General features: G+C 65.5%; 28 protein-coding genes and 1 other RNA gene. 8 read left to right on the top strand and 21 right to left on the bottom strand.

Annotation, left to right across the window (positions count from 1 at the left end):
• Positions 1–3: 3 nt before the first annotated feature.
• From B4K74_RS04065 to B4K74_RS04080, 4 genes are all read right to left on the bottom strand, one after another.
• A complete protein-coding gene (locus tag B4K74_RS04065) occupies positions 4–1,272 on the bottom strand; it encodes an O-antigen ligase family protein (RefSeq protein ID WP_286691860.1) in 1,269 nt (422 codons plus the stop codon).
• Between the two features lie 108 nt (positions 1,273–1,380).
• Entirely contained in the window at positions 1,381–1,659 is a 279-nt protein-coding gene (locus B4K74_RS04070; RefSeq protein WP_286691861.1) for a type II toxin-antitoxin system RelE/ParE family toxin, read from the bottom strand.
• Positions 1,656–1,970, bottom strand: a complete 315-nt coding sequence (locus tag B4K74_RS04075) for a hypothetical protein (protein WP_286691862.1) — start codon at positions 1,968–1,970, stop codon at positions 1,656–1,658. Before B4K74_RS04075 ends, B4K74_RS04070 begins: the two co-directional genes overlap by 4 nt.
• A gap of 69 nt (positions 1,971–2,039) precedes the next feature.
• On the bottom strand, positions 2,040–4,349 hold the full coding sequence (locus tag B4K74_RS04080; protein WP_286691863.1) for an ATP-dependent helicase: 2,310 nt from the start codon (positions 4,347–4,349) through the stop codon (positions 2,040–2,042).
• A gap of 119 nt (positions 4,350–4,468) precedes the next feature.
• Between B4K74_RS04080 and B4K74_RS04085 the strand changes: the two genes are divergently transcribed.
• Positions 4,469–4,690, top strand: coding sequence for a hypothetical protein (locus B4K74_RS04085; RefSeq protein WP_286691864.1), 222 nt, complete (start codon positions 4,469–4,471; stop codon positions 4,688–4,690).
• Between the two features lie 28 nt (positions 4,691–4,718).
• On the opposite strand, the gene B4K74_RS04090 is transcribed toward B4K74_RS04085, so the two are convergent.
• A complete protein-coding gene (locus tag B4K74_RS04090) occupies positions 4,719–5,438 on the bottom strand; it encodes an SIMPL domain-containing protein (RefSeq protein ID WP_286691865.1) in 720 nt (239 codons plus the stop codon).
• Positions 5,439–5,487: 49 nt separating this feature from the next.
• Positions 5,488–5,724 carry a ribbon-helix-helix domain-containing protein gene (locus B4K74_RS04095; RefSeq protein WP_286691866.1) on the bottom strand — a complete coding sequence of 79 codons (237 nt, stop codon included), beginning with the start codon at positions 5,722–5,724 and terminating at the stop codon, positions 5,488–5,490.
• A 75-nt stretch (positions 5,725–5,799) separates the two neighbouring features.
• Here B4K74_RS04095 and B4K74_RS04100 point away from each other — a divergent pair, with 75 nt between their 5' ends.
• On the top strand, positions 5,800–6,576 hold the full coding sequence (locus tag B4K74_RS04100; protein ID WP_286691867.1) for a Coq4 family protein: 777 nt from the start codon (positions 5,800–5,802) through the stop codon (positions 6,574–6,576).
• Here the strand turns inward: B4K74_RS04100 and B4K74_RS04105 are convergent.
• Both B4K74_RS04105 and B4K74_RS04110 read right to left on the bottom strand, forming a co-directional pair.
• The gene (locus tag B4K74_RS04105; protein ID WP_286691868.1) at positions 6,573–7,100 is read right to left on the bottom strand and encodes an OmpA family protein; all 528 of its coding nucleotides are present in this window, start codon (positions 7,098–7,100) and stop codon (positions 6,573–6,575) included. The genes B4K74_RS04100 and B4K74_RS04105 overlap by 4 nt on opposite strands.
• Positions 7,097–8,962, bottom strand: coding sequence for a cation:proton antiporter (locus B4K74_RS04110; protein WP_286691869.1), 1,866 nt, complete (start codon positions 8,960–8,962; stop codon positions 7,097–7,099). The genes B4K74_RS04105 and B4K74_RS04110 overlap by 4 nt, the downstream gene beginning before the upstream one ends.
• Positions 8,963–9,146: 184 nt before the next feature.
• Between B4K74_RS04110 and B4K74_RS04115 the strand changes: the two genes are divergently transcribed.
• Positions 9,147–10,058 (top strand): DMT family transporter, encoded by a 912-nt coding sequence (locus B4K74_RS04115; RefSeq protein WP_286691870.1) that lies wholly within the window; start codon positions 9,147–9,149, stop codon positions 10,056–10,058.
• On the opposite strand, the gene B4K74_RS04120 is transcribed toward B4K74_RS04115, so the two are convergent.
• Positions 10,051–10,206 (bottom strand): hypothetical protein, encoded by a 156-nt coding sequence (locus tag B4K74_RS04120; RefSeq protein ID WP_286691871.1) that lies wholly within the window; start codon positions 10,204–10,206, stop codon positions 10,051–10,053. The two genes, B4K74_RS04115 and B4K74_RS04120, sit on opposite strands and share 8 nt — an antisense overlap.
• Positions 10,199–10,384, bottom strand: coding sequence for a DUF4169 family protein (locus B4K74_RS04125; protein WP_123286506.1), 186 nt, complete (start codon positions 10,382–10,384; stop codon positions 10,199–10,201). Before B4K74_RS04125 ends, B4K74_RS04120 begins: the two co-directional genes overlap by 8 nt.
• A gap of 72 nt (positions 10,385–10,456) precedes the next feature.
• Here B4K74_RS04125 and B4K74_RS04130 point away from each other — a divergent pair, with 72 nt between their 5' ends.
• Both B4K74_RS04130 and B4K74_RS04135 read left to right on the top strand, forming a co-directional pair.
• Positions 10,457–10,858 (top strand): YccF domain-containing protein, encoded by a 402-nt coding sequence (locus tag B4K74_RS04130; RefSeq protein WP_286691872.1) that lies wholly within the window; start codon positions 10,457–10,459, stop codon positions 10,856–10,858.
• Between the two features lie 77 nt (positions 10,859–10,935).
• Entirely contained in the window at positions 10,936–11,169 is a 234-nt protein-coding gene (locus B4K74_RS04135; protein ID WP_123286508.1) for a DUF2171 domain-containing protein, read from the top strand.
• Between the two features lie 55 nt (positions 11,170–11,224).
• Here B4K74_RS04135 and B4K74_RS04140 read toward each other — a convergent pair whose 3' ends face one another.
• Genes B4K74_RS04140 through fumC form a run of 3 tightly spaced genes read right to left on the bottom strand, consistent with a single transcriptional unit; the run spans position 11,225 to position 13,238 of the window.
• The gene (locus B4K74_RS04140; protein ID WP_164461831.1) at positions 11,225–11,539 is read right to left on the bottom strand and encodes a CcdB family protein; all 315 of its coding nucleotides are present in this window, start codon (positions 11,537–11,539) and stop codon (positions 11,225–11,227) included.
• A complete protein-coding gene (locus tag B4K74_RS04145) occupies positions 11,536–11,784 on the bottom strand; it encodes a type II toxin-antitoxin system CcdA family antitoxin (protein ID WP_123286510.1) in 249 nt (82 codons plus the stop codon). Before B4K74_RS04145 ends, B4K74_RS04140 begins: the two co-directional genes overlap by 4 nt.
• A gap of 56 nt (positions 11,785–11,840) precedes the next feature.
• The gene (fumC, locus tag B4K74_RS04150; protein WP_286691873.1) at positions 11,841–13,238 is read right to left on the bottom strand and encodes a class II fumarate hydratase; all 1,398 of its coding nucleotides are present in this window, start codon (positions 13,236–13,238) and stop codon (positions 11,841–11,843) included.
• Between the two features lie 118 nt (positions 13,239–13,356).
• Between fumC and B4K74_RS04155 the strand changes: the two genes are divergently transcribed.
• Both B4K74_RS04155 and B4K74_RS04160 read left to right on the top strand, forming a co-directional pair.
• Positions 13,357–13,959, top strand: coding sequence for a peptidylprolyl isomerase (locus tag B4K74_RS04155; RefSeq protein ID WP_286691874.1), 603 nt, complete (start codon positions 13,357–13,359; stop codon positions 13,957–13,959).
• A complete protein-coding gene (locus B4K74_RS04160; RefSeq protein WP_123286513.1) occupies positions 13,956–14,312 on the top strand; it encodes a RusA family crossover junction endodeoxyribonuclease in 357 nt (118 codons plus the stop codon). The genes B4K74_RS04155 and B4K74_RS04160 overlap by 4 nt, the downstream gene beginning before the upstream one ends.
• Before the next feature lies 1 nt (position 14,313).
• On the opposite strand, the gene B4K74_RS04165 is transcribed toward B4K74_RS04160, so the two are convergent.
• From B4K74_RS04165 to ssrA, 8 genes are all read right to left on the bottom strand, one after another.
• On the bottom strand, positions 14,314–14,727 hold the full coding sequence (locus tag B4K74_RS04165) for a hypothetical protein (RefSeq protein ID WP_286691875.1): 414 nt from the start codon (positions 14,725–14,727) through the stop codon (positions 14,314–14,316).
• A 66-nt stretch (positions 14,728–14,793) separates the two neighbouring features.
• A complete protein-coding gene (locus tag B4K74_RS04170) occupies positions 14,794–15,201 on the bottom strand; it encodes a GFA family protein (RefSeq protein ID WP_286691876.1) in 408 nt (135 codons plus the stop codon).
• Positions 15,202–15,273: 72 nt separating this feature from the next.
• On the bottom strand, positions 15,274–16,032 hold the full coding sequence (locus B4K74_RS04175) for a C13 family peptidase (protein ID WP_286691877.1): 759 nt from the start codon (positions 16,030–16,032) through the stop codon (positions 15,274–15,276).
• A 98-nt stretch (positions 16,033–16,130) separates the two neighbouring features.
• Complete coding sequence (locus B4K74_RS04180) at positions 16,131–17,033, bottom strand: prolyl hydroxylase family protein (RefSeq protein WP_164461837.1); 903 nt, start codon at positions 17,031–17,033, stop codon at positions 16,131–16,133.
• Between the two features lie 112 nt (positions 17,034–17,145).
• Complete coding sequence (locus tag B4K74_RS04185; RefSeq protein ID WP_164461839.1) at positions 17,146–18,060, bottom strand: endonuclease/exonuclease/phosphatase family protein; 915 nt, start codon at positions 18,058–18,060, stop codon at positions 17,146–17,148.
• 121 nt (positions 18,061–18,181) lie between these two features.
• Positions 18,182–19,294, bottom strand: a complete 1,113-nt coding sequence (locus B4K74_RS04190; RefSeq protein WP_286691878.1) for a hypothetical protein — start codon at positions 19,292–19,294, stop codon at positions 18,182–18,184.
• Positions 19,295–19,329: 35 nt separating this feature from the next.
• Positions 19,330–19,815, bottom strand: coding sequence for an SspB family protein (locus B4K74_RS04195; RefSeq protein WP_286691879.1), 486 nt, complete (start codon positions 19,813–19,815; stop codon positions 19,330–19,332).
• A gap of 79 nt (positions 19,816–19,894) precedes the next feature.
• Positions 19,895–20,258, bottom strand: a transfer-messenger RNA (tmRNA) gene (gene ssrA, locus B4K74_RS04200).
• Positions 20,259–20,339: 81 nt separating this feature from the next.
• Here ssrA and B4K74_RS04205 point away from each other — a divergent pair.
• Entirely contained in the window at positions 20,340–20,906 is a 567-nt protein-coding gene (locus B4K74_RS04205; RefSeq protein WP_286691880.1) for a hypothetical protein, read from the top strand.
• Positions 20,907–20,908 lie beyond the last annotated feature (2 nt).

A 20,908-nucleotide genomic window follows, 5' to 3' on the forward strand; every position in this document is an offset into this window, starting at 1 on the left:
ACCTCAGTTTGGAACGATTCGAGGGGAGGTGAGGTAGGCCCCTCTACGGCGTCGGGCAAGCGGAACCGTGGCAGTGTGGCGTCGGGGCATCGGATCGGGCGTCAGCGCCCGGGCCGTCAGGGCCAGGAACAGCGCCCACGGCAGGTTGGCGTGGCTGAGCAGTACGCTTTCCGACGCGCTCAACAGCGCAAACACCAGCAGATAGGCCAGTGAGAATCCGCCTTCGCGAAAGCCCTGCCCCCCCAGCCGGACGACGAGGGCAAACAGGGTAATGGCCATCACCGTGCCGACCAGGACGGCGCCGGGCCAGCCGACCTGCACCAGCAGGTCGATCCAGCCATTGTGGGCCGACGGCACCAGCCAGCCGGTTTCAAGCCGCACATAGTGGGCAGGCACCGACTCCTTGCCCCAGAAGGCGCTGTAGCCAAAGCCGGTCCAGGGCCGCTCGGCCACGCGCCGCATCAGGCTTTCCCAGATGTCGGTCCGCCCGGTCAGGGTCGGGTCCTTGCCCAGCAGTTCGAGGATCAGCGCGGAATTGTCGGTCCAGACCCAGGCCGCGATGCCGACAGCAGTCACCGCCCCCCAGACGGCGACGACGGACAGCACCGGTCCGCCCCGGCGCATGATCCACAGGCCCCCAATGACTCCAAGCCCGGCCATCAGACACAGCAGCGAGGTCTTGGATTGGGTGCCCAGCATCAGGCCGATGCTGAGCGCCAGGGTCAGCAGGGCCATCCAGACGGTCCGCTCGTGCCGGTCGGGGGCGGTCAGCACTGCGGCCGAGGCCACGGCGGTCGCCACCATGACGATGCCCATCTGGTTCTTCTCGTACCAGAGGCCGCGCCACAGACCGGCGTTGTCGTCCTGATGGATGCCGATGGCGGGGAAGGCCAGCACCATGACCAGACTGCCGACCGCCATCACCAGCCCCGTGTGCATCAACAGGCGCGGCAGGTGTGCACCTGTGAAGGCGACGCCCAGATAGACGGCAAAGGCACTGGTCATGAACAGGGCAATGACGCGCCGGTCGGTCACAGCCGGATCGATGGACCAGTAGCGCGAGGCCAGGGCCAGCAGGGTCAGAAGGCCCAGGATGATCCACGCCGGCCAGGCCGAGGCCATCCGCCCGAGGCGGTTGAGGATCAGCCCCAGGGTGATGGCATAGACCGGCAGCCAGATCAGTCGCAGGATCGGCGTCTCACCCTGATCCGGCGCAAAGACCGGCCCGATCAACGCCCCCGTCAGCATGACGATCACAAACCCCGCCGCCACCTGCTCCCACAGAGGCGGCGTGGGCAGGGATGAACCCGAATCTCTGGCTGTTGCGCGCACCCCCGGAAGGTGAGCGTTTGGCGTTAACGAAGCGTTGGGGAAGCGAGTTCAGTCGCGGCTCTGGCTGCTGTGGAATATCCGGCCGATGACCACCCGATCCGCTTCGATCCTGTAGATGACGACGAACCCGTCGCGTCCGAACGGGATGACCCATTTCCGCTCCGCCGCATTGATGGACCGGCCCGCCCTCGGATAGACGACCAGAGTTTCCAAACCAGCCCGGATGACGGTTTCGGCATGCAGGGCGGCCGAAGGAGACAAGCCGACCAGCCAGTCGATCTGGGCGATCAGGTCCAGATTGGCCCTTCGGCTCAGGACGACCTTCAACCGGGCGAACGCTTCAGCCGACGGTGCAGCTCAGTGCTGAAGCCATCCAAGGCTTCGTCGAGATCGACGAAAGGGCCTTCATAGTCTTTGGGCGTCGTTGGCTGATCGGCTTCACCTTCGTCCTGGCTCGCCTCCGCCCAGGCCCGGCCCGGCTCGGCGAGCCCTCCGGCCCCCTGGAGACCGTCAAGGGATACGGCCCACGCCTCAAGCGTCATCTCGGCCATACGCTCGGGCGCCACGCCTGATTCACGCGCCGTCGCAGTCAGCTTTCGGAGTGTGTCATCGCTCAGTTTGAGGGTGAGGCTCGCCATACCGATCAGTGTCGCACAGCGCCGGGTCGCAAGCCAGAAGTTGCTACCCCGGATTGCAGAAGGGCCGCCTCACGCCTTCTCGACGAAGCTGTCGATGACCTTCTTCTCGCCGGCCTTGTCGAAGGCGACACGCAGCTTGCTGCCCTCGACGCCCTGGATGCGGCCATAGCCGAACTTCTGGTGAAAGACGCGCTCGCCCCGGCTCCACTGGCCGGACGGGGCAGCGGTCGTCGGGCTCTCGACGCGGCGCGCCACACCCTCGATGGGCGGGGAGCGCTGGGCCGAGCCTGAGGTCGCGCGCTGCTGGGCGCGCTTCCAGCCGGGGCTGTCATAGCCGCCGCCAAAGGTCGTGCCTTCGGACCAGCGGTCCTGCACCTGACGGGCGCTGGGGGCGGCGCCGTAATAGCCGGTCTCGCTTTCCGGCTGGACGTTGTCGATCGGCAGTTCGTCGACGAAGCGGCTGGGCATCTGGGCGGTCCAGCGGCCATAGACCAGACGGTTGGCGGCAAAGCTGATGCGGGCATCGCGGCGCGCGCGGGTCAGGCCGACGTAGGCGAGGCGACGTTCCTCCTCGAGGCCCTTTTCGCCCTTCTCGTCGATGCTCCGCTGGCTGGGGAAGACGCCTTCCTCCCAGCCGGGCAGGAAGACCAACGGGAACTCCAGCCCCTTGGCGCCGTGCAGGGTCATGATCTGGACGGAGTCGTCGCCCGAGGCCCGCTCCATCTCCATCACCAGCGAGACATGCTCCAGATAAGCCTGAAGCGTGTCAAAGCCCTGCATGGCCTGGACCAGCTCCTTGAGGTTATCCAGACGCGTCTGGCCGGTCAGGCGGTCGGCCTTCTGCATGTCGGTATAGCCGCTCTCCTCCAGCACGGTTTCGGTCAGCTGGGGGTGGGGCGTGTCGGCAGCCAGCGTGCGCCAGCGGTGCAGGTCGCGGGCGAACCCGGCGAGCGCCGTGCGCGTCCGGGCCTGAAGCTCGTCGGACTCGATCAGCCGGTGGACGGCGGCCATGGCCGAAATCCCGGCCGTGCGGGCCAGGTGCAAGATCTTTTGCACCGAGGTGTCGCCGATGCCGCGCTTGGGCACATTGACGATCCGCTCGAAGGCCAGATCGTCGTCTTCGGACTGGATCAGCCGGAGATAGGCATGGGCGTCACGGATCTCGGCCCGTTCGAAGAAACGCGGCCCCCCGATCACCGTATAGGGGATGGCCAGCATGACGAACCGTTCCTCGAACGCCCGCATCTGAAACGACGCCCGAACAAGAACTGCCATGTCCTTGTATTTCAGCCCCGTCTTGCGCGCTGTCTCGATCTCGTCAGCGATCAGGCGGGCCTCGGCCTCGCCGTCCCAGACGCCGCGCACGCGCACCTTGTCGCCGCCCTCATCCTCGGTCCACAGGGTCTTGCCCAGCCGGTCGCGGTTGCCCGCGATCAGGCCCGAAGCCGCGCCCAGGATATTGCCGGTCGAGCGATAGTTGCGCTCCAGCCGCACCATCTTCGCGCCGGGAAAATCGCGCTCGAAGCGGAGGATGTTGTCGACCTCGGCCCCGCGCCAGCCATAGATCGACTGGTCGTCATCGCCGACGCAGCAGACATTGCCGGTCGAGGACGTCAGCAGCCGCAGCCACAGATACTGGGCGACATTGGTGTCCTGATATTCGTCGACCAGAATGTAGCGGAACCGACGGCGATATTCCTCTGCAATATCTGCATGCTCGGAAAGAATCGTCAGGTTATGCAGCAATAGATCGCCAAAGTCGCAGGCGTTCAGGGTCTTCAGGCGGTTCTGGTAGGCGGCATACAGGGACTTCGCCTTGCCGTTGGCGAAATCCTCCGTCCCCGGAAGTTTGGCCGGCGTCCAGCCGCGGTTCTTCCAGTGGTCGACCAGGCTGGCCAGGGTGCGGGGCGTCCAGCGCTTGGTGTCGATCCCCTCGGCTTCCATCAGCTGTTTCAGCAGCCGTTCCTGATCGTCCGTGTCCAGAATGGTGAAACTGGACCGCAGGCCCACCAGCTCGGCGTGGCGACGGAGAATCTGGGCGGCGATCGAGTGGAAGGTGCCCAGCCAGCGCAGTCCCTCGGCCGACGGCCCGATCAGATGGGTGATCCGCTCCCGCATCTCGCGCGCGGCCTTGTTGGTGAAGGTGACGGCCAGCAGCTCCCACGGGCGCGCCTTGCCTGTCGCCAGGATGTGCGCCAGCCGGGTGGTCAGCACCCGCGTCTTGCCCGTGCCCGCCCCCGCCAGCACCAGCACCGGGCCCTCGGTCGTCTCGACAGCCTCACGCTGTTCGGGATTCAGCCCCTGCAGATAGTCGGGCAGGGGCGCGGAAGCCCGCGCCAGGTCGGAAATACGGGGAGAGAGGGGGAACGAGTCGGACATGGGCGAAACATAATAGGAACCGACGCGCGCCAAGGCCACAGCCTGCAGTAACGTAGAGCGTGGCGGGAACCTGTGCCGTTCGCCTCCGTTTGGATCAGCAGGCTTAACCGGAGGAAGACATGTCCGATCAATCGAACAATACGGGTGGCAATAATGGCGGCGGCGGCGGCAATGCCGGGCTGGCCTTCATCGTAGGCGGGATCGTCGTCGTTCTGGCCATAATCGCCTATTTCGTCTTTGCAGGCGGTGGCATGGGCACCCAGGACAAGAACATCGACGTCGACGTCGATATGCCTGAAGTGTCGGCACCGGACGTTCCGACGCCCGCGCCGGCTGAATAAGCCGATGTGATCGACCGTCCGTTATGGCCTAGCGCAGGCTGTAGCGGACGCTCGTCACCACCCGCACCTTCTTGTCGGGGGACTGGCTTTCGTCGCCGATCTCATCGCGCGACAGGATCTGGAACGACCCCTGGGTGGCTTCGCGGATCGGGCCCAGCGGCGTACCCGAGTCCTTGGCAAACTGTTCGGCCCCTGTGCGGGCTGAGGCCGTCGCCTCTGCGATCATTTCGGGTCGCACATCGTTCAGCCGGGTGAAGACGTAGGTCGGCCCGCTGAAGTCCTGAATGACCACCCCCTGCCGGACCAGATCGTTGAGCGACCGCGTCGTGGCCTGGACCCTGTCCACATCCGTCGTCCGTACAATCACCGTCTGCGCCAGAATGAAGCGAGGCCCGTTGTTCTGGCCGCCGTACTCCCGCGATTGCATGTCTGTGACCTCCAGCCGCCCGAGGGTGATGGCGTCGGCGGGATAGCCCTGGGCTGCGAGGAACTGCCGGACTGTCGCCAGGTCCGCATCAATGCGCGCCTGCACCTCGGACAGGATCTCGCCTGTCGCCGTGAACCGAACCGGCAGGATGGCGAGGTCGGCCACGACGTCTCGCTCAGACAGGCCGCGCACGGTCACCACCCGGTCGCCGACGCGGGCGTTGACCACGCCCTGACCGATCAGGGCTCCGGCCCCGATCAAGCCAACCGAAAGCACCCCGGCCACAATGACTGCGGGGACAAGACGTGGATCGATTTTCATGGGAGCATCCTGTGGATATCTCCGCACCATGCGCCGATGGCCCGGCGAGTCAAACGCTATCGGATGGGGCACTCACCGGGGCGGATTGCGCCACCCATTCCAGTGCCTTGACCCTGCAGGCCGAGGCCAGCGGACGGCGCCCGCGCGCGGCATCGATCTGCTTCAGCAGCGCGGTCAGACTGATCTCCAGCGTCGCTGCCTGCGCCTCCAGAACGGCCCAGAATTCCGGCTCCAGCGCGATGGATGTCGCATGGCCGGCCAGCAGGACGGACTTCTTCTTCAGCATGGCCCCTCCTGATCGGGCGTGACGTCCGGACGGGCTGAGGGTATGCTAAAGCAACCGTCCTGTCCGGAACCCGCCATGACCGACCTTGTCACACATATCCCTGGCATCGACAGCTTCAATCCGGTGCGGGTCGAGCGTCTGCGCCCCCTGACCGCGTTTCGGGCCTTCCGGCGGCTTGTGCGGAACAAGGAAGACACCACCCAGGTGTTCGAGATCATGAAGGCCCTCAACGGTCGCTCGACCACGCGCGGCTATCAAAAGCTGCTGCGCACCTTCGAGGGCGGGCGCCAAGCCTATCTGCGCGAGGAACTGGCGCACAAGCTGGATGACCCCGACTGGCTGGCCCGCTTCCCCGAGGGCTCGGTCGGCGCCACCTATCGGGCGTTCCGCGAGGTGCGCGGCTTCACCGCCGACGGTCTGGCCCAAGTCGAGCGCGAAGTCGTGCCCTTCATCGACGCCGAGCATCCGACCGTGTGGTATTCGCGACGTCTGCGTGATGTGCACGACATCTGGCATGTGCTGACCGGCTTTGAGACCGACGCTCTCGGCGAGGCCTGTGTGGTGTCGTTTTCCTACGGCCAGACCGGCAGTCTGGGCTTCGCCTTCATTGGCTGGGGCGCGGCCCGGGAAATCCAGCGCGAGAACCACAGCGTCCCGGCCCGTCGCGCCGTCTGGCAGGCCTGGCAGATGGGACGGCGCGCCAAATGGCTGCCCGGGCTGGATTACGAGGCCCTGTTCGCCTGTCCGCTGGATGAGGCCCGTCAGCGGCTCGGTATCGGCACGCCGGACATCTACCTGTCGGTCCCGGCCGGGGTTCGCCAGTCGCTGAAGCTGCGCGGCCAGGGCGTCTAGCGACGGGCCTCGGCCCGGATATCGACGCGGCGGTGCTGCATCGGGCTGGCGGCGGTGGCGGCGTCCAGCTCTGGCTCTCCGGCCGCGACGACCTCGATACGAGCCCCCGGCACGCCTCGCTCAACCAGATGGGCCCGCACCGCTTCAGCACGGTCTTGTGCCACCCGTAGATTGGTCTCGGCATCGCCACTGGCATCGGTTCGCCCGGTCAGCGTCAGGGACCAGTTTCCGTCGGCCAGCGCCTTGCCCTCAATCAGGGCGTCCAGCATGGCGCGGGCCTCATCCGTCAACGTCGTCTCGCCCAGTCCGAACAGGACCCTGGCCTCGACGGGATCGGGCAGGGGCGCAGGCGGCTCGGCCTCGGCCAGCACTTCAGGGCGCATGATCGATGTGCCTTCAGGCGGCGTCTCCGCCTCGACGCGGGGCGTGGGCGGTTCTACCGGCTCTGGCGCCGGCTCGGGTCGGTCCTGACAGGCGGATACGATCAGCCCCAGACCCAGCAAGGCGGGAAAGAGAGGTCTCATGTGCCTGACGGCGAAGGAAGCGGGATCATGCCTTCGTCTCCTTTCGGGGGCGGTGTTTTCTTGGCGCGGGCCAAAGCAGGCTCGCGCGGCGGGGCATAGGATACCACGGTGTCACCGGGCTGGGGTTTCGGCCGCGAGGCGTGGCTGAAGAAGTGCAGCTTGCCGCCGTCGCGCACCAGCACAAGCAGATCCGCATCGGGCGGCAGGTCGGCGCGCGCGTCCTCGAGCGTATATTTGTCGGTAAGCCGGGTCTTGCGGAAGTCCCAGCCCTCTCGTTCGCGCCGCGCGATCTCCTCGACCCCGAGACCCGAGGCGAACAGGGTCCGGCCGCGCAGGGTGGGGGGCAGGGCGCGCGGATTGTCGTCCGAGGTGTCGCCCAGCTGGAACACCGCATGTCGCCCGACCTCGGGGGCCAGTTCATTGCAGACCAGCGCGTTATAGGCCTCGTTGTCCGTGGTCGCGACGAGAGCCTGAAACTCGCTCATGTCGACATGATCCTCTGTCACCTCGGCCAGGATTTCGCCGTGGAAGACCCGCATGCCCCGTTGCCGGGCCGTGGCCAGACGTTGCCAGCTGGTGTCGGCGATCAGCACCGGGATGTTCAGCGACTTGAGCAGTTCCGCCAGCGACAGGCTCCACTGCGTCGTCCCCACGATCAGGACGCCCTTGTCACCCGATCCTGTGACCTTGAGCCAGCGGGCGGCCAGTTTGGCGGTAAAGCTGTGCGCAAGGATGGTGGCGATCACCACGGCGAACGACAGGGTGACCAGGGTGCCGCCGTCGGCATAGCCAAGCTCGCCCAGCTTCAGCGCGAACAGGCCGCTGATGGCCACGGCGACAATGCCGCGAGGGGCGATCCAGCCGATGAACAGCTGTTCGCGCATCGGCACCCGGCTGAAGGCGAGGCTGAGGAGTACAGTCGCCGGTCGCACCAGAAACAGCAGCACCAGCAGAAAGGCCAGGAACCGCCATTCGAACTGGCGCAGCACCTCGAGATTGAGCGAGGCCGACAGCATCACGAACACGCCGGACACAAGCAGGACGGTGACGTTCTCCTTGAAATGCATGAAGTCGCGGAAGCTGGCCAGCTTCATATTGGCCAGCGCCACGCCCATCACCGTCACGGTCAGCAGGCCGGACTCCTCCTGAATCATATTGGCGCCGACGAACACGCCGATCACGGTGATCAGCAGGATGGGCGACTTCAGGAATTCGGGCACGTAGCCGCGGGGAAAGGCCCAGGCGACGATCCGGGCCGCGCCCCAGCCGATCAAGCCGGCGACCACAGCGGCCAGCAGCAGCGACATGACCACGCCGACGACCGTGTCGCCCTCGCCGGCACGATGCAGGACCTCATAGGTCAGGACGGCACACAGGGCCCCAAGCGGGTCGTTGACGATGGCTTCCCATTTCAGAATGGCGCGCGGCCGCTGGGCCAGGTTGGTCTGGCGCAACAGGGGCAGGATCACGGTCGGCCCGGTGACCACCAGAATCCCGGCGAACAGGATGGACACCGGCCAGATCAGCCCGGCGACGTAGTAGCAGGCCAGCGCCCCCAGCACCCAGGCGATGGGCACACCCAGAAACACCAGCCGGTGGACCGCGCCCTCGGCGTGGCGCAGCTCGCGAAAGTTCAGGTTCAGCCCGCCCTCGAACAGGATGATGGCGACGGCCAGGGCGATGATCGGCTCCAGCAGAGGGCCGAAGACCTCTTCGGGACGGATAAAGCCGGTGACAGGTCCGCCGATGATTCCGGCCAGCAGCATCAGGGCAATGGCGGGCCAGCCGGTCTTCCACGCGACCCATTGCGCGCCAATTCCCAGCACGCCGATCGCCGCCAGTACCAGTGCCTGATGTTCCATTATCCCCGCCGTGACGCGCAACGCTCCCGGCCCTAATGGACCAGCCGCCCAAGCGTTACAGGGAAAGTGCCCCGGCTGAAACCGGCTGGAACCGGATGGGACTGCCGGACCCCGGGCGAGGCTCGCAATGCCAGGCGATTCGGCGCAAGTCTCCGGGCCTTCTCCCGCGTCCATGGTCTCGCCCGTGCCTGCTCCCTCTGCCGTCCCTGTTGCCACCCGCTGGCTGATCGCGGGCATTGTCATCTGCGCCCTCATCTGGGGCACGACCTGGTATGCCATCACCCTGCAACTGGGGCCGGTTGCGCCCACGGTCTCGATCGTCTGGCGGTTCGGTCTGGCGGCGCTGGCCCTGTTCGGCTTCTGCCTCGCGACCCGTCGTCCGCTACGGCTGAACCGGGTTCAGCATCTGGCGGCGCTCGGGCAGGGGGCCTTCGTCTTCGCCATCTCCTACGGTTTCGTCTACGCCTCGGAAGAACGCGTGCCCTCGGCCGTCGTCGCGGTCATCTTCGCCGGTCTGGCCTTCATCAATCTGGTGCTGTTTCGCGTCATCGCCGGGCAAAAGGCCTCGCGTCTGGCCTGGGGTGGGGCGGCGCTGGGCCTCTTGGGCGTCGCCGTTTTGTCGGGCTCGGAGATTCTGGGCAGCGACATGACTGAGGCGGCGGGCCTTGGCGTCGGCATGGCGGCGCTGGCCGTGCTGAGTTCGGCGTTCGGCAACTATTTCGCCTGGAGGGGACAGGTCGCCGGATCAGCCGTCATGCCCGCCACCGCCTGGGCCATGGCCTATGGCACCGCCATGCTGGCCGTCTTCGGCCTGACGCAGGGGGTCGAATGGCGGATCGAGCCCACCTTCAGCTATATCGGCTCGCTGATCTATCTGTCGCTGTTCGGCTCGGTCGTCGCGTTCGTGATCTATTTCACCATCGCCCGCAGCCGGGGCTATGCTCTGGCCAGCTATATCTCGGCCCTCACCCCGCCGATCGCCATGCTGGTGTCGGTGCTGTTCGAGGGCGCCAGCTTTGGCCTGACGGCGCTGTTCGGCCTCGCCCTGGTGCTGGCCGGTCAGGTCCTGCTGATCCGTGCGCCGAAGGTCAGCTAGCGTCCGGATCGTCGAGATCCCGTTTCGCGGCCTTCTTGCCGCTCTTTGCGGATTTTCGCGCCTCCTCGATCATGGCCTTGCGGCGCAACATGACCATCAGCGGGATTAGTCCGTGGCTGACACGCTTGTCCTTGCGGGGATCACTCATCGTCGTCTTCCCGTTTGTGGCCGTCCAGGTGGCGGTCTGCGCGGTTTCGCGCGGCGTCCTGCCCGGTCCGGTCGGCGCGGGTCCGCCCGTGACGTGCGCGGCTGGCTTCTGCGGCCGCCTTGCTCTCGGCTTTGGCGCGCGCCTTGCGGGCGCGGTTCAGGTTGATGATCTCGGCCATGTGGCGAAGCCTACTCCAGCATGTCAGGGAATTCACTCGGTGCCAGCCGGGGCCATCCCTATATATCCCCGCATGGACCTCATTCGACTCATTCTCAACGTTCTCTGGCTGATCTTCGGCGGCCTGATCTCGGCCTTCGGCTGGTTCTTTGGCGGGGCGCTGCTGGCGCTGACCATCGTCGGCCTGCCGTGGACCTTCGCGGCCTGGCGGATCGGCGCCTATACCCTGTGGCCGTTCGGGCGCGAGGTCGTCTGGCGCGACCCGGACGCCGGCGACATCGGCGCCGGCCCGGTGGGTGTGGTGTTGAACGTCATCTGGTTCATCTTTGCCGGCTGGTACATCGCGCTCAGCCACCTGATCGCGGCCTTCTTTGAGGCCATCACCATCATCGGCATCCCGTTCGCCATCAAGGATCTGGAGCTGGCCAAGCTGGCGCTGGCGCCTGTCGGACGCACCATTCGCGACAAACCCTGACGCGTCTTTCAGCGCTGCCGTATGCAACGGCCTTCTGCCCCTTCCCGTTGATTGGAGACATCCAACAGACAGGGAGCATGACCATGCTGGAAGCCATCAAGGAACATATGGACGTCATTGGGTCGGACGGCGGTCGCATCGGCCGCGTTGACCACGTCAAGGGCAACCAGATCGAGCTGGCCAAGCTGGATCTCGACACCGGCTTCAAACACCGGATGATCCCCATGGACTGGGTGACCCGCGTCGATGAGCACGTCCACCTCAACCTCACCGAAGACGAGGCCAAGGCCCGCTGGACCGACAAGCCGTAGGCTGGTCCGCCGACATTCTGGAAGGCCCCGCTATCGTCGGCAGGGCCTTTTCGCGTCAGAAGCCGGTGAGCAGCCGATCCAGCGCGCGGCGGATGTCGTCTTCACGGTCACCCAGCGACCCTCGGGTCGCCCCGAGCGAGCGGCGATCCAACGCCGCCAGTTCTGAGAGCATCAACACGAACGCCTCATTCGCGTGGACAACCCTCAGGGTCACCTTCGTAAGGACCGCCTCATCCGGCATGCGGAAGAGCGGGGCCACCAGCACCGTCGGCCCCTCATCGTAGAGGTGGGACTGCACGACCATCACGAAGGGGGCGATCTCGCGGGATCGCGGCGCCGGATTGTCCAGAATGTCGAACTGGCGGATCACCAGGTGCGGACATCCTCGCCAAACACGCCGTGGCGGTCGATCCGGTCACGGTGCAGGGCGATGGCCTCAGCGTTTTCGGAGGCCCACTGACGGGCCTTATCGGGGTCTGGAACGACACCAGCACGCTTATGGTCCAGCACGGATCTGAGACTTTCGACGGTCAGGGCCTCGACGTCGATATTCAGCGCGCGTGCCTCATCCAGCAGCGCCTGATCGATCTCGAGTCTGAGCTCGGCCTTTCCCATCCCGGAATCCTAGCACGAAGTCGTGGCGTGGGCGATCCAGCCGCGCCATCTAGCCCTTAGCCCGGTGCGATCATGGTTTCGGGCCGGACGATGGCGTCGAAATCCTCGCCGGGGATGCCGAGGGCGATGGCTTCCTCGCGCAGGGTGGTGCCGTTCCTGTGCGCGGTCTTGGCGACCTTGGCGGCCAGGTCGTAGCCGTATTTTTCCTTGAGCGGCGTCACCAGCATCAGCGAGTTCTTCAGGCCGCGCTCGATGTTGTCGAGGCGCGGCTCGATGCCGACCACGCAGTTGTCGGTGAAGCTGATCGCCGCATCCGCCAGCAGTCGCACCGACTGCAGGAAGTTGTAGGCCATCATCGGATTGTAGACGTTCAGCTCGAAATGCCCCTGCGAGCCGGCAAAGCCGATGGCGGCATTGTTGCCGTGGATGTGGACGCACACCTGGGTCAGGGCCTCGCACTGGGTCGGATTGACCTTGCCCGGCATGATCGAGGAGCCCGGCTCATTCTCCGGCAGGGCCAGCTCGCCCAGACCCGAGCGCGGGCCGGATCCGAGGAATCGGATGTCATTGGCGATCTTGAAGCACGACATGGCGACCGTGTTGATCGCGCCATGGGTCATGACCATGGCGTCGTGCGCGGCCAGGGCCTCGAACTTGTTCGGGGCCGAGGTGAAGGGCAGGCCGGTGATCTGGGCGATCTTGTCGGCCACGCCCTCGGCGAACCCGACGGGCGCGGACAGGCCGGTGCCGACCGCCGTGCCGCCCTGGGCCAGCTGCATCAGATCGGGCAGGGTCGACTGGATCCGCTCGATGCCCTTGGCGATCTGCTGCACATAGCCGCTGAACTCCTGGCCCAGGGTGATGGGCGTGGCGTCCTGGGTGTGGGTGCGGCCGATCTTGATGATGTCCTTCCACGCCTGGGCCTTGTCGTTCAGGGCGTTGTGCAGGGTCTGCAGCGCCGGCAGCAGGCGGTGCACCACCTCCTCGGCGCAGGCGATGTGCATGGCCGTTGGATAGGTGTCGTTCGACGACTGGCTCATGTTCACATGGTCGTTCGGGTGCACCGGCGCCTTGGAGCCCATCTCGCCGCCCAGCATCTCGATGGCGCGGTTCGAGATCACCTCATTGGCATTCATGTTGGACTGGGTGCCCGATCCGGTCTGCCAGACGACCAGCGGGAAGTGGTCGTTCAGCTTGCCTTCGATCACCTCATCGGCAGCCTTGAGGATGGCCTGACCCAGCTTCGGATCCAGCTTGCCCAGCGCCATATTGGTCTCGGCCGCCGCCTTTTTGACGATGCCGAGCGCGCGCACGACCGGCAGGGGCTGCGTCTCCCAGCCGATCTTGAAATTGCCCAGGCTGCGCTGCGCCTGCGCCCCCCAGTAGCGGTTGGCCGGCACATCGATCGGGCCAAAGGTATCGGTTTCGACGCGGGGCTTGTTGGTATCGGACATGAGCGGCTTTCCGGGTGCGGGGATCAGGGGCTTGGCGCGGGAATGGGCGCGGGTGTAGCACGAAGCGTCAGGGGGGCAAGCGACCCCGGCGGCGGAGGATAAGATGCGATATCGGGCCATGATCACCCTTGCCGCTGCGGCCCTCGCAGGGTGCGCGACCGAGGCCCGCGTGACCGGCGACCCCGTGCGGGTCGATCTGGTCACCGAGCGGGGCGTGATCACGCTCGAGCTGGCGACGGACAAGGCGCCGCTGACGGTCTGCAACTTCCTGTCGTACGTCACCGACGGCCACTATGAGGGCGGCAGCTTCTTTCGCACCGTGGTCGCCTCGACCAATGACAATTCCAACCCGATCAGCGTGATTCAGGGGGCCACGCCGCGCGGCTCTGACGACGACCTAAACCCGCCGATCCCGCTGGAGCGCACGCGCGACACCGGCCTCAGCCACGTCGCCGGCACCATCTCCATGGCGCGCGACGGACCCGATACGGCGACGTCCAGCTTCTTCATTGTGGTCGAGGATGCGCCGGCGCTCGACTATGGCGGCGCCCGCAATCCAGACGGGCAGGGCTTTGGCGCCTTTGGCCGGGTGACCGCCGGCATGGAGGTGATCCACGACATCCATCGCAGCCCGGCCGACGCCGACGAACAGCTGACACCGCCGGTCAAAATCCTGACCGCGACCGTGGTGGGCGAGGTGCCCGCCCCCTGCCGTCCATGAGCGCCGACTGGATCGGGATCGGCAAGGTCCGGGCGCGGGAGACGGGGCAGGGGGTCGAGATCACCATCGATGGCCTGACTACCCAGGCCAAATACTACAAGCCGCTGGTCTATGAGTTCATGCGCAAGGAATGGCGCGGCGCCCGGCCCTCATGGGGTGATCACGTCGTCGAGATCGACATGGAGCATGTCGGCGAACCCCCGCACATGGACCTCGACAATCTGGCCAAGGCCCTGCTGGACGCCATCAAGGGTTATCTGTTCCACGACGATGCCCAGGTCGCCCGCCTGCTGGTCCAGCGGCACGAGGGCGAACGCGAGCGGATCACGATCCGGGTGTTTCCCAGACCCTGACTCAAGGGACGATCGTATACCCCGGCGGAGCTTTGGTTTCGACGTGGCTGGGGTGATACATATCCAGGTAGATCACATTGGTTGCCGGTTGTGAGCCGGGGCAATCGACCTGATAGCCATCAATGATGGTGCCATAGGGCCCATCTCCAGCACTGCCGAGACGCTCGAACGTCGGGGCCTTTCCATCGGCGCAGCGAAGACGCGACAGATAGGCTCTTTGCCCGGCCGGCATGTTGACACGTACGGGATTTTGCTCTGTGCCAAGGGGATGGGCAGCGGCCTCGACTGCAACGCGTGCAGCCCGATCTTCAGGAACCCCGCCAAACATATCGGCGAATGGATCGTCAGCCTCCATATCAGAGGCACACCCCCCCAAAACCAGCATGGCAAGGACGGGCACAAGTCGCTTCAGCATTCAGACCTCCCAAAACACGGGTGCAGGTTGGAACCGATACGCGGCCGAGGTAAGGTTAGGTCAGTCTCAGGCGTCGGGCCCGATCGGCGGATAGCGGTCAAAGGCCGGGATCTGGTCCAGAGTCGCCATCCAGCCGATGCGTTCGGCCGTCTGGATCTGGGCCTGAATCGGCAGGGCGTCGGGATCGTCCAGCGTGGCCCCCTGGATATCCGTCATGCCCGGGAAGATGACCTCATTCGCATAGAAGAGGCCCGTTCCGCAGGCGACGCAGAAGGACCGCCGCCCATGTTCGGAGGAGGCGTACGCCCGGGTCTCACCCGTGATCGTCAGGCTGTCGGTCGGCACCAGACACCAGCTGACGGCGGGCGCGCCCGCCGACTTTCTGCAGTCCAGACAATGGCAAAGCGCGTGATGCTCAACCTTGCCGTCCGTCCTGTATCGCACCGCCCCGCAGTGGCATCCGCCCTCAAGCATGTCGTCCTCCCTCGCTCCATGTTCCGCAAATGTTCCACACCTGACGGGTCGTGGCAAGCGGCGAAGGCGGCCTCAGCGACGGAAGGCGTATATGGTGCTGAGCAGCAGTGCGATGTCCACGCCGACCAAGGTCTGCGGCTCCGAGGCCGGGCTGAGCCCTTCCTCCCGCTCACGCCGCTGGACGCATTGCGCTGCCTGATCCGCCAGGACCAGGAAGTTCGGCGCGGTCGGCAGGCTTTCCAGAATACAGCCGTCGAAATAGGGGTAGGTGGCATCCTCCGAGCAACCGAACGACGACCGGTCCCGCCGGGCCGCGCTCATGATCATCCGGTTGGGCGCGGCCAGCCGGTCTGTGAACACGCCCGAGAAACAGGCCGAGACGATCACCACGGTCGGGCGGGTGCCGCACCATCCGTCGATGCGGCGCGCCATCTCATCGGGGCTCAGAAGACGATTAGGCCCGAACACGATCCCGCGCGGCGATCCGTGCGAGGTAAAATACAGGAAACACCCCCGCGTCGCCTGTTCGGCATTGCGCCCAATGGCACTCAGCGCCTGATCGGCCGAGGTCGGATTGGGCACATCGGGTCGCAGGGTGAAGTCGACCATGTCGCTGCGGGCAAAGCCGACGTCCTGGAACCCCGCCACCAGATCACGCCGGGCATTGTCGAACGCCTGGATCGGCGTGCCCCGGCTGGTCGTCCAGTCCGCCGCCACGATCGATGCGGCCCAGCCGTCGAAGGTCTCGCCCGGGGCCTGACTGTTTGAGGTCGTGGCACAGGCCGCCAGCGACAGGCCGGCGATCAGAGTAATGACGGCACGACGGATCATTATGCAGCTCCCCAGCCCAATCAGCATTGCCCGCCATTGATCCCCGCGCAAGGCGGGCGGTCAACCCGTCCGGTCCTGATTCCGGATCCCCGCTCGACTCAGCCCGGCGGACGCCACTTGCCGGGGGGCTGCCAGGTGGGGGCCTGACCGCCGGGTGACAGGACGGACAGGGGACTTCCGGCGGGCCTGGACTGGGGCGGTCTGAGGAGAGACGCCAGGGACTGGACCGGGGCCGGAGTGAGGGTCGTGGCGGGAGCGGGCGCCGGCGCATTCAGCTCCGGATAGATGTGCCCGTCCGCCTTGCGTTGATCGAAGGTGTAGAAGGCCGGCATCGTGATGCGGCGGCCCTGGGTCACCTTCAGTACGCCGTGCTCGTGGTGATAGCCGGCGCTGAACGCCACCAGCATGCCGCGCTGCGGCTTCAGCACCCGGTCCTTGGCGGTGAAATACAGCTCGCCGCCCTCATAGTCGTCGTTCAGATAGACGATGCTGGAAAAGTCCCGCCACGGCGTGCTGTGGGCGGTGCCGTCCGGGTTGCTGTTGTCGGTATGCGGCGGCAGGCACGAGCCTTGCTCCCAGATGTTCAGTTGCACCGTATCGGTCCACAGCGGCCGGGTCAGGGCGTAGAACTCGCCCAGCATGGCCGTGGCCCGTTTCTGGAAACCGCCCATGATCTCCGCCGCCGAGGCGTCGTGCGCCGCCACATCGTTCATATAGACGATGCGGCCCTCCCAGAAGTCGATCCCGATCCGGCGATGCTTCACCAGACCATGCACCTGATCAAACATCTCCAGCAGGCGATCACACTCAGCCGGCGTCAGAAAATCCGGGACGATGATGAAGTCCTGCGCGCCATACTCGGCCGGCGTGATCGGGGCAGTGGCCTCGGACGGCGTCAGCACACCATCGACGACCCGCCTGCGCCCCGCGAAATTGGCCTCGGTCTGACCGGGATCAATGGACGCCATCCGGCTGTCCGACGCCCACGCCCTGCGATCCACGCGTTACACTCCTTCGGCGATTTCAATGGTTTCGCCGGGCACCGTGCATTGCAAACGGAAACATATCAAGCGGCTGGTTACCGTCTACCCCGGCGGCAATGCGAGGGTTGCATCAGCCCTCGCAGCGCGCCTGCGGTAAACCTTCGCCGGCCTTGAATCGCGCGCGCACCGGCTGATGGTCCGAGTGACGGAATCCCAGCTCGACCCCGGCCACGGACACAACGTCGACACCCGGGGAGACAACGAAGCCGTCGATCACCGTCGTGTAGTTTTCGCCCGGCTGATAGGCCCGCTCGTTCGTCCGCACTGAGGGCGTCGCGCCATCAGCGACCACACGCCAGCCCTCGGGCAAGACCTCGGGATCGAAGTCATGGATCCAGCCCAGATACTCATCCTCCGTTGTATGAGGGAACTGCGTGGCGACCAGTCGCAGGTTGAAGTCACCGCCCATCACGACTCGATACCCCAGGGCGTGTGCAGCCACGGCCCGCTCCAGCAGCGTCGCCACCTGACGCTTGCGCAGGGCTCCCCCCTCGTCGAAGGCCGAAGTATGAAGGTTGACGAACACCCAGCACCCGCCGGGCCCCTCGACATAGGTAGCAAGCGCGCCGTAGCGCCGTCGGATCAGCCCGTCGTACGGATCTCCGTCACTGGGCATGGGCCAGATCTCTGACTGCACCAGCCCGTGACGGGCGTAGGTGGCCATACCGTTACTGATGCGGAGCGGCGGCGGCAGATAGCGGGTGCGGAAGTCCGCGTGGAAGAGCCTCTGATACCCAGCCAGCGCCCGGTCGGTGCGACCCTTGAGATCGGTCCAGTAGTTGACCACGCTGGCGCGCGCGTTCTCCTGCGTCAGAATAATGTCGGCATCGCTCTCGCCCAGCCAAGCGGCGATTGCACCGGCCGATTCACGCGTCGTGCCCGGCCCGGGCGGCAACCACGACCGCCCGCCATCGGCGAAGAAGTCCGACCCTCGACCGAGCCCGCTGTAGCCCAGGTTCCAGGTGATGACGCTGATCGTGTCCATGGACTGCGGCCACTCCGGGTGCGCGGGGAAGCTGCGCGACGTACCCTCTTTCCCGGTCGTCGAACAGGCATGCAGAACAAACAGGCCCGCGCAGAACACGGCCGCGGCGGCCAAAGTGGCTCTAGCCCGCATTTGGCCGGAACCGCGCATTGGGCAGACGCAGGGGCACAGCTGCCTCCTTCTTGTCGGAAATCTTGTCGAGCGCGAATTGGACACCCCAGGCCAGAATGGCGAATCCGCCGCCCTCGCCGGCGATCATCCGGATGAAGCCGAACAGGTTCATGGAATTGGCCAGCTCCGAAACCATTTCCGCGTGACGCTGGGCCAACTCCCAGTCGTCCGTGGCGGGGGGCGGCGTGAATGCCTGGACATTGTCCAGAACACCCTGAAGAAGGGTCTCGTAAGAGCCCATGTACACAGCCAGGGCGAAGGCTCCGATGATGGCAAGTGGCCCATAGGTGAAGACGGCCGTCATCACGACCGCCTCGCCCATGAACATATGCTTCAAAGACGTGAAGTTGATCAGCATGTTGATCCCAATCAGCAGGCCGGCGAACACGAACAAGGGATTGAACTGGCTCTGCAGCAGCTTGGCGGCGAGGGCGATGTGGCCGAACCCGCTCTCTGCCAGGATCATGGCGCCGACATAGCCGTCGCCCGATCCGGCGGTCGGTGACGGACCGGAGACGGCGGTCTCCCGCGCAAGGACAAAGATGTCCGAGATCACGCGAGCCTCGGCCCGAAAGGATGCGCCGTCACTGAGGTATTGTGCGGCGAGCATCAGCAGGACCATGGCCCCCACGCCGAACAGGCAGACGCTGTAAAAGTTGTAGGTGGCATAGGCGGCCTGCAATCGCTTGCAGTAGACCGGCTTTCGGCCTTCCTTCACAGCCGCCCGGATCACGGTCGTCGAATAGATGTGAACGACAAGAACAACGAGGAGAGTGGCGAGCAGGGCCTGCCACCACCAGCGTGCAAGGATGCCCACCAGCGAAATGTCCGGCGTGAAATAGGCGATGATCAGGCTGGCTGCGGCGGCGATGGTCAGGATGACAGCCTCGCCGACCCATCCCTCTACATAGGCGCGCTGTGAAGGTCGGCGGGCGTGCGGCACCACGATGCAATGCCGCAGGACCCACACCCTTCCGCTGCGCTGGTAAGAAGCACGCAGCAGGGCGAAAGCGACAGCGTAGACGAACGCGATCAGCAGGGCATCGGCAGCGAGTGAAGGCAATGGCGGGCTCCGTCAGCTTGCCCGCCGAACCTTAGCTACTTCTTCCGGAACTGGTCCAGTGAGACGACCTTGGGGCCGTCGTCGCCGGTGGAGGGGGGCGGGGCGGCGGGTTCGGCCGGGGCCTCCTCGACCTCGTCCTCGATCACCTCAACCGTCTCGAACTGCAGCAGGAACTGCACCGACGGGTCAAAGAAGCGGGTGATGGCGCGATAGGGGACGGTCATCGCCTTGGGCACGCCGCCAAAGCGCAGCATGATGCTGAACTGGTCGGCGCCGACCACCAGATCCTCATACTGGTGCTGCAGCACGACGGTCATCTCTTCCGGATATTTGGCCACCACATCGGGGGGCAGCATCACACCGGTCGCCCGGGTCTGGAAGGTGATGTAGAAATGGTGGCCGCCGGGCAGGCCTTCGGGCTCGGCCGCGCGTTCCAGCGCCGCGCGGATCACGCCGCGCAGGGCATCCTGCGCCAGGCGTTCATAGTGCATTTCATCGACGGGAGGGGTCGCGTTGGTCATGCCTGCCTCTGTGAGGAACGCCTCCTGATAGCCCCGTGGGTCCACCAGTGAAAGGGGCGCGTCGCCATCAATGCAGGAAAGCGCCGGGATTCTGTTGCCAGGCTCCCGACAGGCCCCGCCTGAAGATCTGAACCTCCAGGAGTTTAGTCTGGAATTACTGGAACCGCATTACGCGGCGACAGCGTATTCCCCAGCGAAGTTATCGTTCGCAGTTACAAAATGGCCCGATAACGATGGGCCAGTACGGGCGAAAGCAATCCTCTTTACACGTCCGTCGATGCTAGTCGGCCCCATACCGTCCGCCGATAACGCGGGGGAAAATGGTGGAGCCGCCGGGAATCGCACCCGGGTCCGGTCCGCTTATTACAAGCGCCTTTATCGCCATAGTCCGGGCGAACCCGGACCCTCCCAATATAGGGGCAAAGGGATGAAAATCCAATAACCTGATGACGTCGCCCGTTTGCACTGGCCAGAGTTGCGGACGTCGGGCAATCATCAGGGCTCATTTTCCGAGGAGAGTCCCCGTGTTCACCCGTCTTGCAATGTTCGCCATGGTTCTGGCACTCGGGTCGGGCCTCGCCGCCGCGCCCGCCCTGGCGCAGGAGGCTCCGAAAGCCACCCTGTCCGCTGCCGACCGCGCCGGCCTCGACGCACGGATCGATCAGCTGAACGGCATGGTCGAAGCCGGACAGTTCTCGGCCATGATAGAATTCCTGCCGCCGAAAGTGCTGCAGACGATTGCCGACACTTATGGGGCCACCGTCGAGGAAGCGCAGAACGCCAGCCGGGAGATGGTCGATGAGCTGATGAGCCAGGTCGCCATCCTTGCCTTCGACATCGACCGGGCCGGGGCCCAGACCTTCGTCACCCCGGACGGTAGCCGGCAATATGTCGTCCTCGACCTCACCATGCTGATGGAAACCCAGGGCATCCAGATCAAGGCTGTGTCGCCCAACCTTGCCTTCATGGACGAGGGCATCTGGTACATCATGGACGTCAACGACCCCGCCCAGGCCAACATCCTGCGCGAGGCCTATCCCGAGTTCGAGGGCGTGACCTTCGAGCCCGGCACCATGGAAGTGATCGAGTAGCC

The sequence above is a fragment of the Brevundimonas sp. UBA2503 genome (genome assembly GCF_002341485.1).
In the GTDB taxonomy this organism is placed as follows: domain Bacteria; phylum Pseudomonadota; class Alphaproteobacteria; order Caulobacterales; family Caulobacteraceae; genus Brevundimonas; species Brevundimonas halotolerans.

Excerpts from the sequence above, each read along its gene's own strand:
- fumC (WP_286691873.1), bottom strand. The coding sequence starts at position 13,238 with ATGTCCGATACCAACAAGCCCCGCGTCGAAACCGATACCTTTGGCCCG.
- B4K74_RS04155 (WP_286691874.1), top strand. The coding sequence starts at position 13,357 with ATGATCACCCTTGCCGCTGCGGCCCTCGCAGGGTGCGCGACCGAGGCC.
- B4K74_RS04105 (WP_286691868.1), bottom strand. The coding sequence starts at position 7,100 with ATGAGACCTCTCTTTCCCGCCTTGCTGGGTCTGGGGCTGATCGTATCC.
- B4K74_RS04185 (WP_164461839.1), bottom strand. The coding sequence starts at position 18,060 with ATGGACACGATCAGCGTCATCACCTGGAACCTGGGCTACAGCGGGCTC.
- B4K74_RS04165 (WP_286691875.1), bottom strand. The coding sequence starts at position 14,727 with ATGCTGAAGCGACTTGTGCCCGTCCTTGCCATGCTGGTTTTGGGGGGG.
- B4K74_RS04100 (WP_286691867.1), top strand. The coding sequence starts at position 5,800 with ATGACCGACCTTGTCACACATATCCCTGGCATCGACAGCTTCAATCCG.
- B4K74_RS04145 (WP_123286510.1), bottom strand. The coding sequence starts at position 11,784 with ATGGGAAAGGCCGAGCTCAGACTCGAGATCGATCAGGCGCTGCTGGAT.
- B4K74_RS04080 (WP_286691863.1), bottom strand. The coding sequence starts at position 4,349 with ATGTCCGACTCGTTCCCCCTCTCTCCCCGTATTTCCGACCTGGCGCGG.
- B4K74_RS04085 (WP_286691864.1), top strand. The coding sequence starts at position 4,469 with ATGTCCGATCAATCGAACAATACGGGTGGCAATAATGGCGGCGGCGGC.
- B4K74_RS04110 (WP_286691869.1), bottom strand. The coding sequence starts at position 8,962 with ATGGAACATCAGGCACTGGTACTGGCGGCGATCGGCGTGCTGGGAATT.
- B4K74_RS04135 (WP_123286508.1), top strand. The coding sequence starts at position 10,936 with ATGACCATGCTGGAAGCCATCAAGGAACATATGGACGTCATTGGGTCG.
- B4K74_RS04090 (WP_286691865.1), bottom strand. The coding sequence starts at position 5,438 with ATGAAAATCGATCCACGTCTTGTCCCCGCAGTCATTGTGGCCGGGGTG.
- B4K74_RS04095 (WP_286691866.1), bottom strand. The coding sequence starts at position 5,724 with ATGCTGAAGAAGAAGTCCGTCCTGCTGGCCGGCCATGCGACATCCATC.
- B4K74_RS04160 (WP_123286513.1), top strand. The coding sequence starts at position 13,956 with ATGAGCGCCGACTGGATCGGGATCGGCAAGGTCCGGGCGCGGGAGACG.
- B4K74_RS04170 (WP_286691876.1), bottom strand. The coding sequence starts at position 15,201 with ATGCTTGAGGGCGGATGCCACTGCGGGGCGGTGCGATACAGGACGGAC.
- B4K74_RS04175 (WP_286691877.1), bottom strand. The coding sequence starts at position 16,032 with ATGATCCGTCGTGCCGTCATTACTCTGATCGCCGGCCTGTCGCTGGCG.
- B4K74_RS04120 (WP_286691871.1), bottom strand. The coding sequence starts at position 10,206 with ATGAGTGATCCCCGCAAGGACAAGCGTGTCAGCCACGGACTAATCCCG.
- B4K74_RS04130 (WP_286691872.1), top strand. The coding sequence starts at position 10,457 with ATGGACCTCATTCGACTCATTCTCAACGTTCTCTGGCTGATCTTCGGC.
- B4K74_RS04195 (WP_286691879.1), bottom strand. The coding sequence starts at position 19,815 with ATGACCAACGCGACCCCTCCCGTCGATGAAATGCACTATGAACGCCTG.
- B4K74_RS04075 (WP_286691862.1), bottom strand. The coding sequence starts at position 1,970 with ATGGCGAGCCTCACCCTCAAACTGAGCGATGACACACTCCGAAAGCTG.
- B4K74_RS04125 (WP_123286506.1), bottom strand. The coding sequence starts at position 10,384 with ATGGCCGAGATCATCAACCTGAACCGCGCCCGCAAGGCGCGCGCCAAA.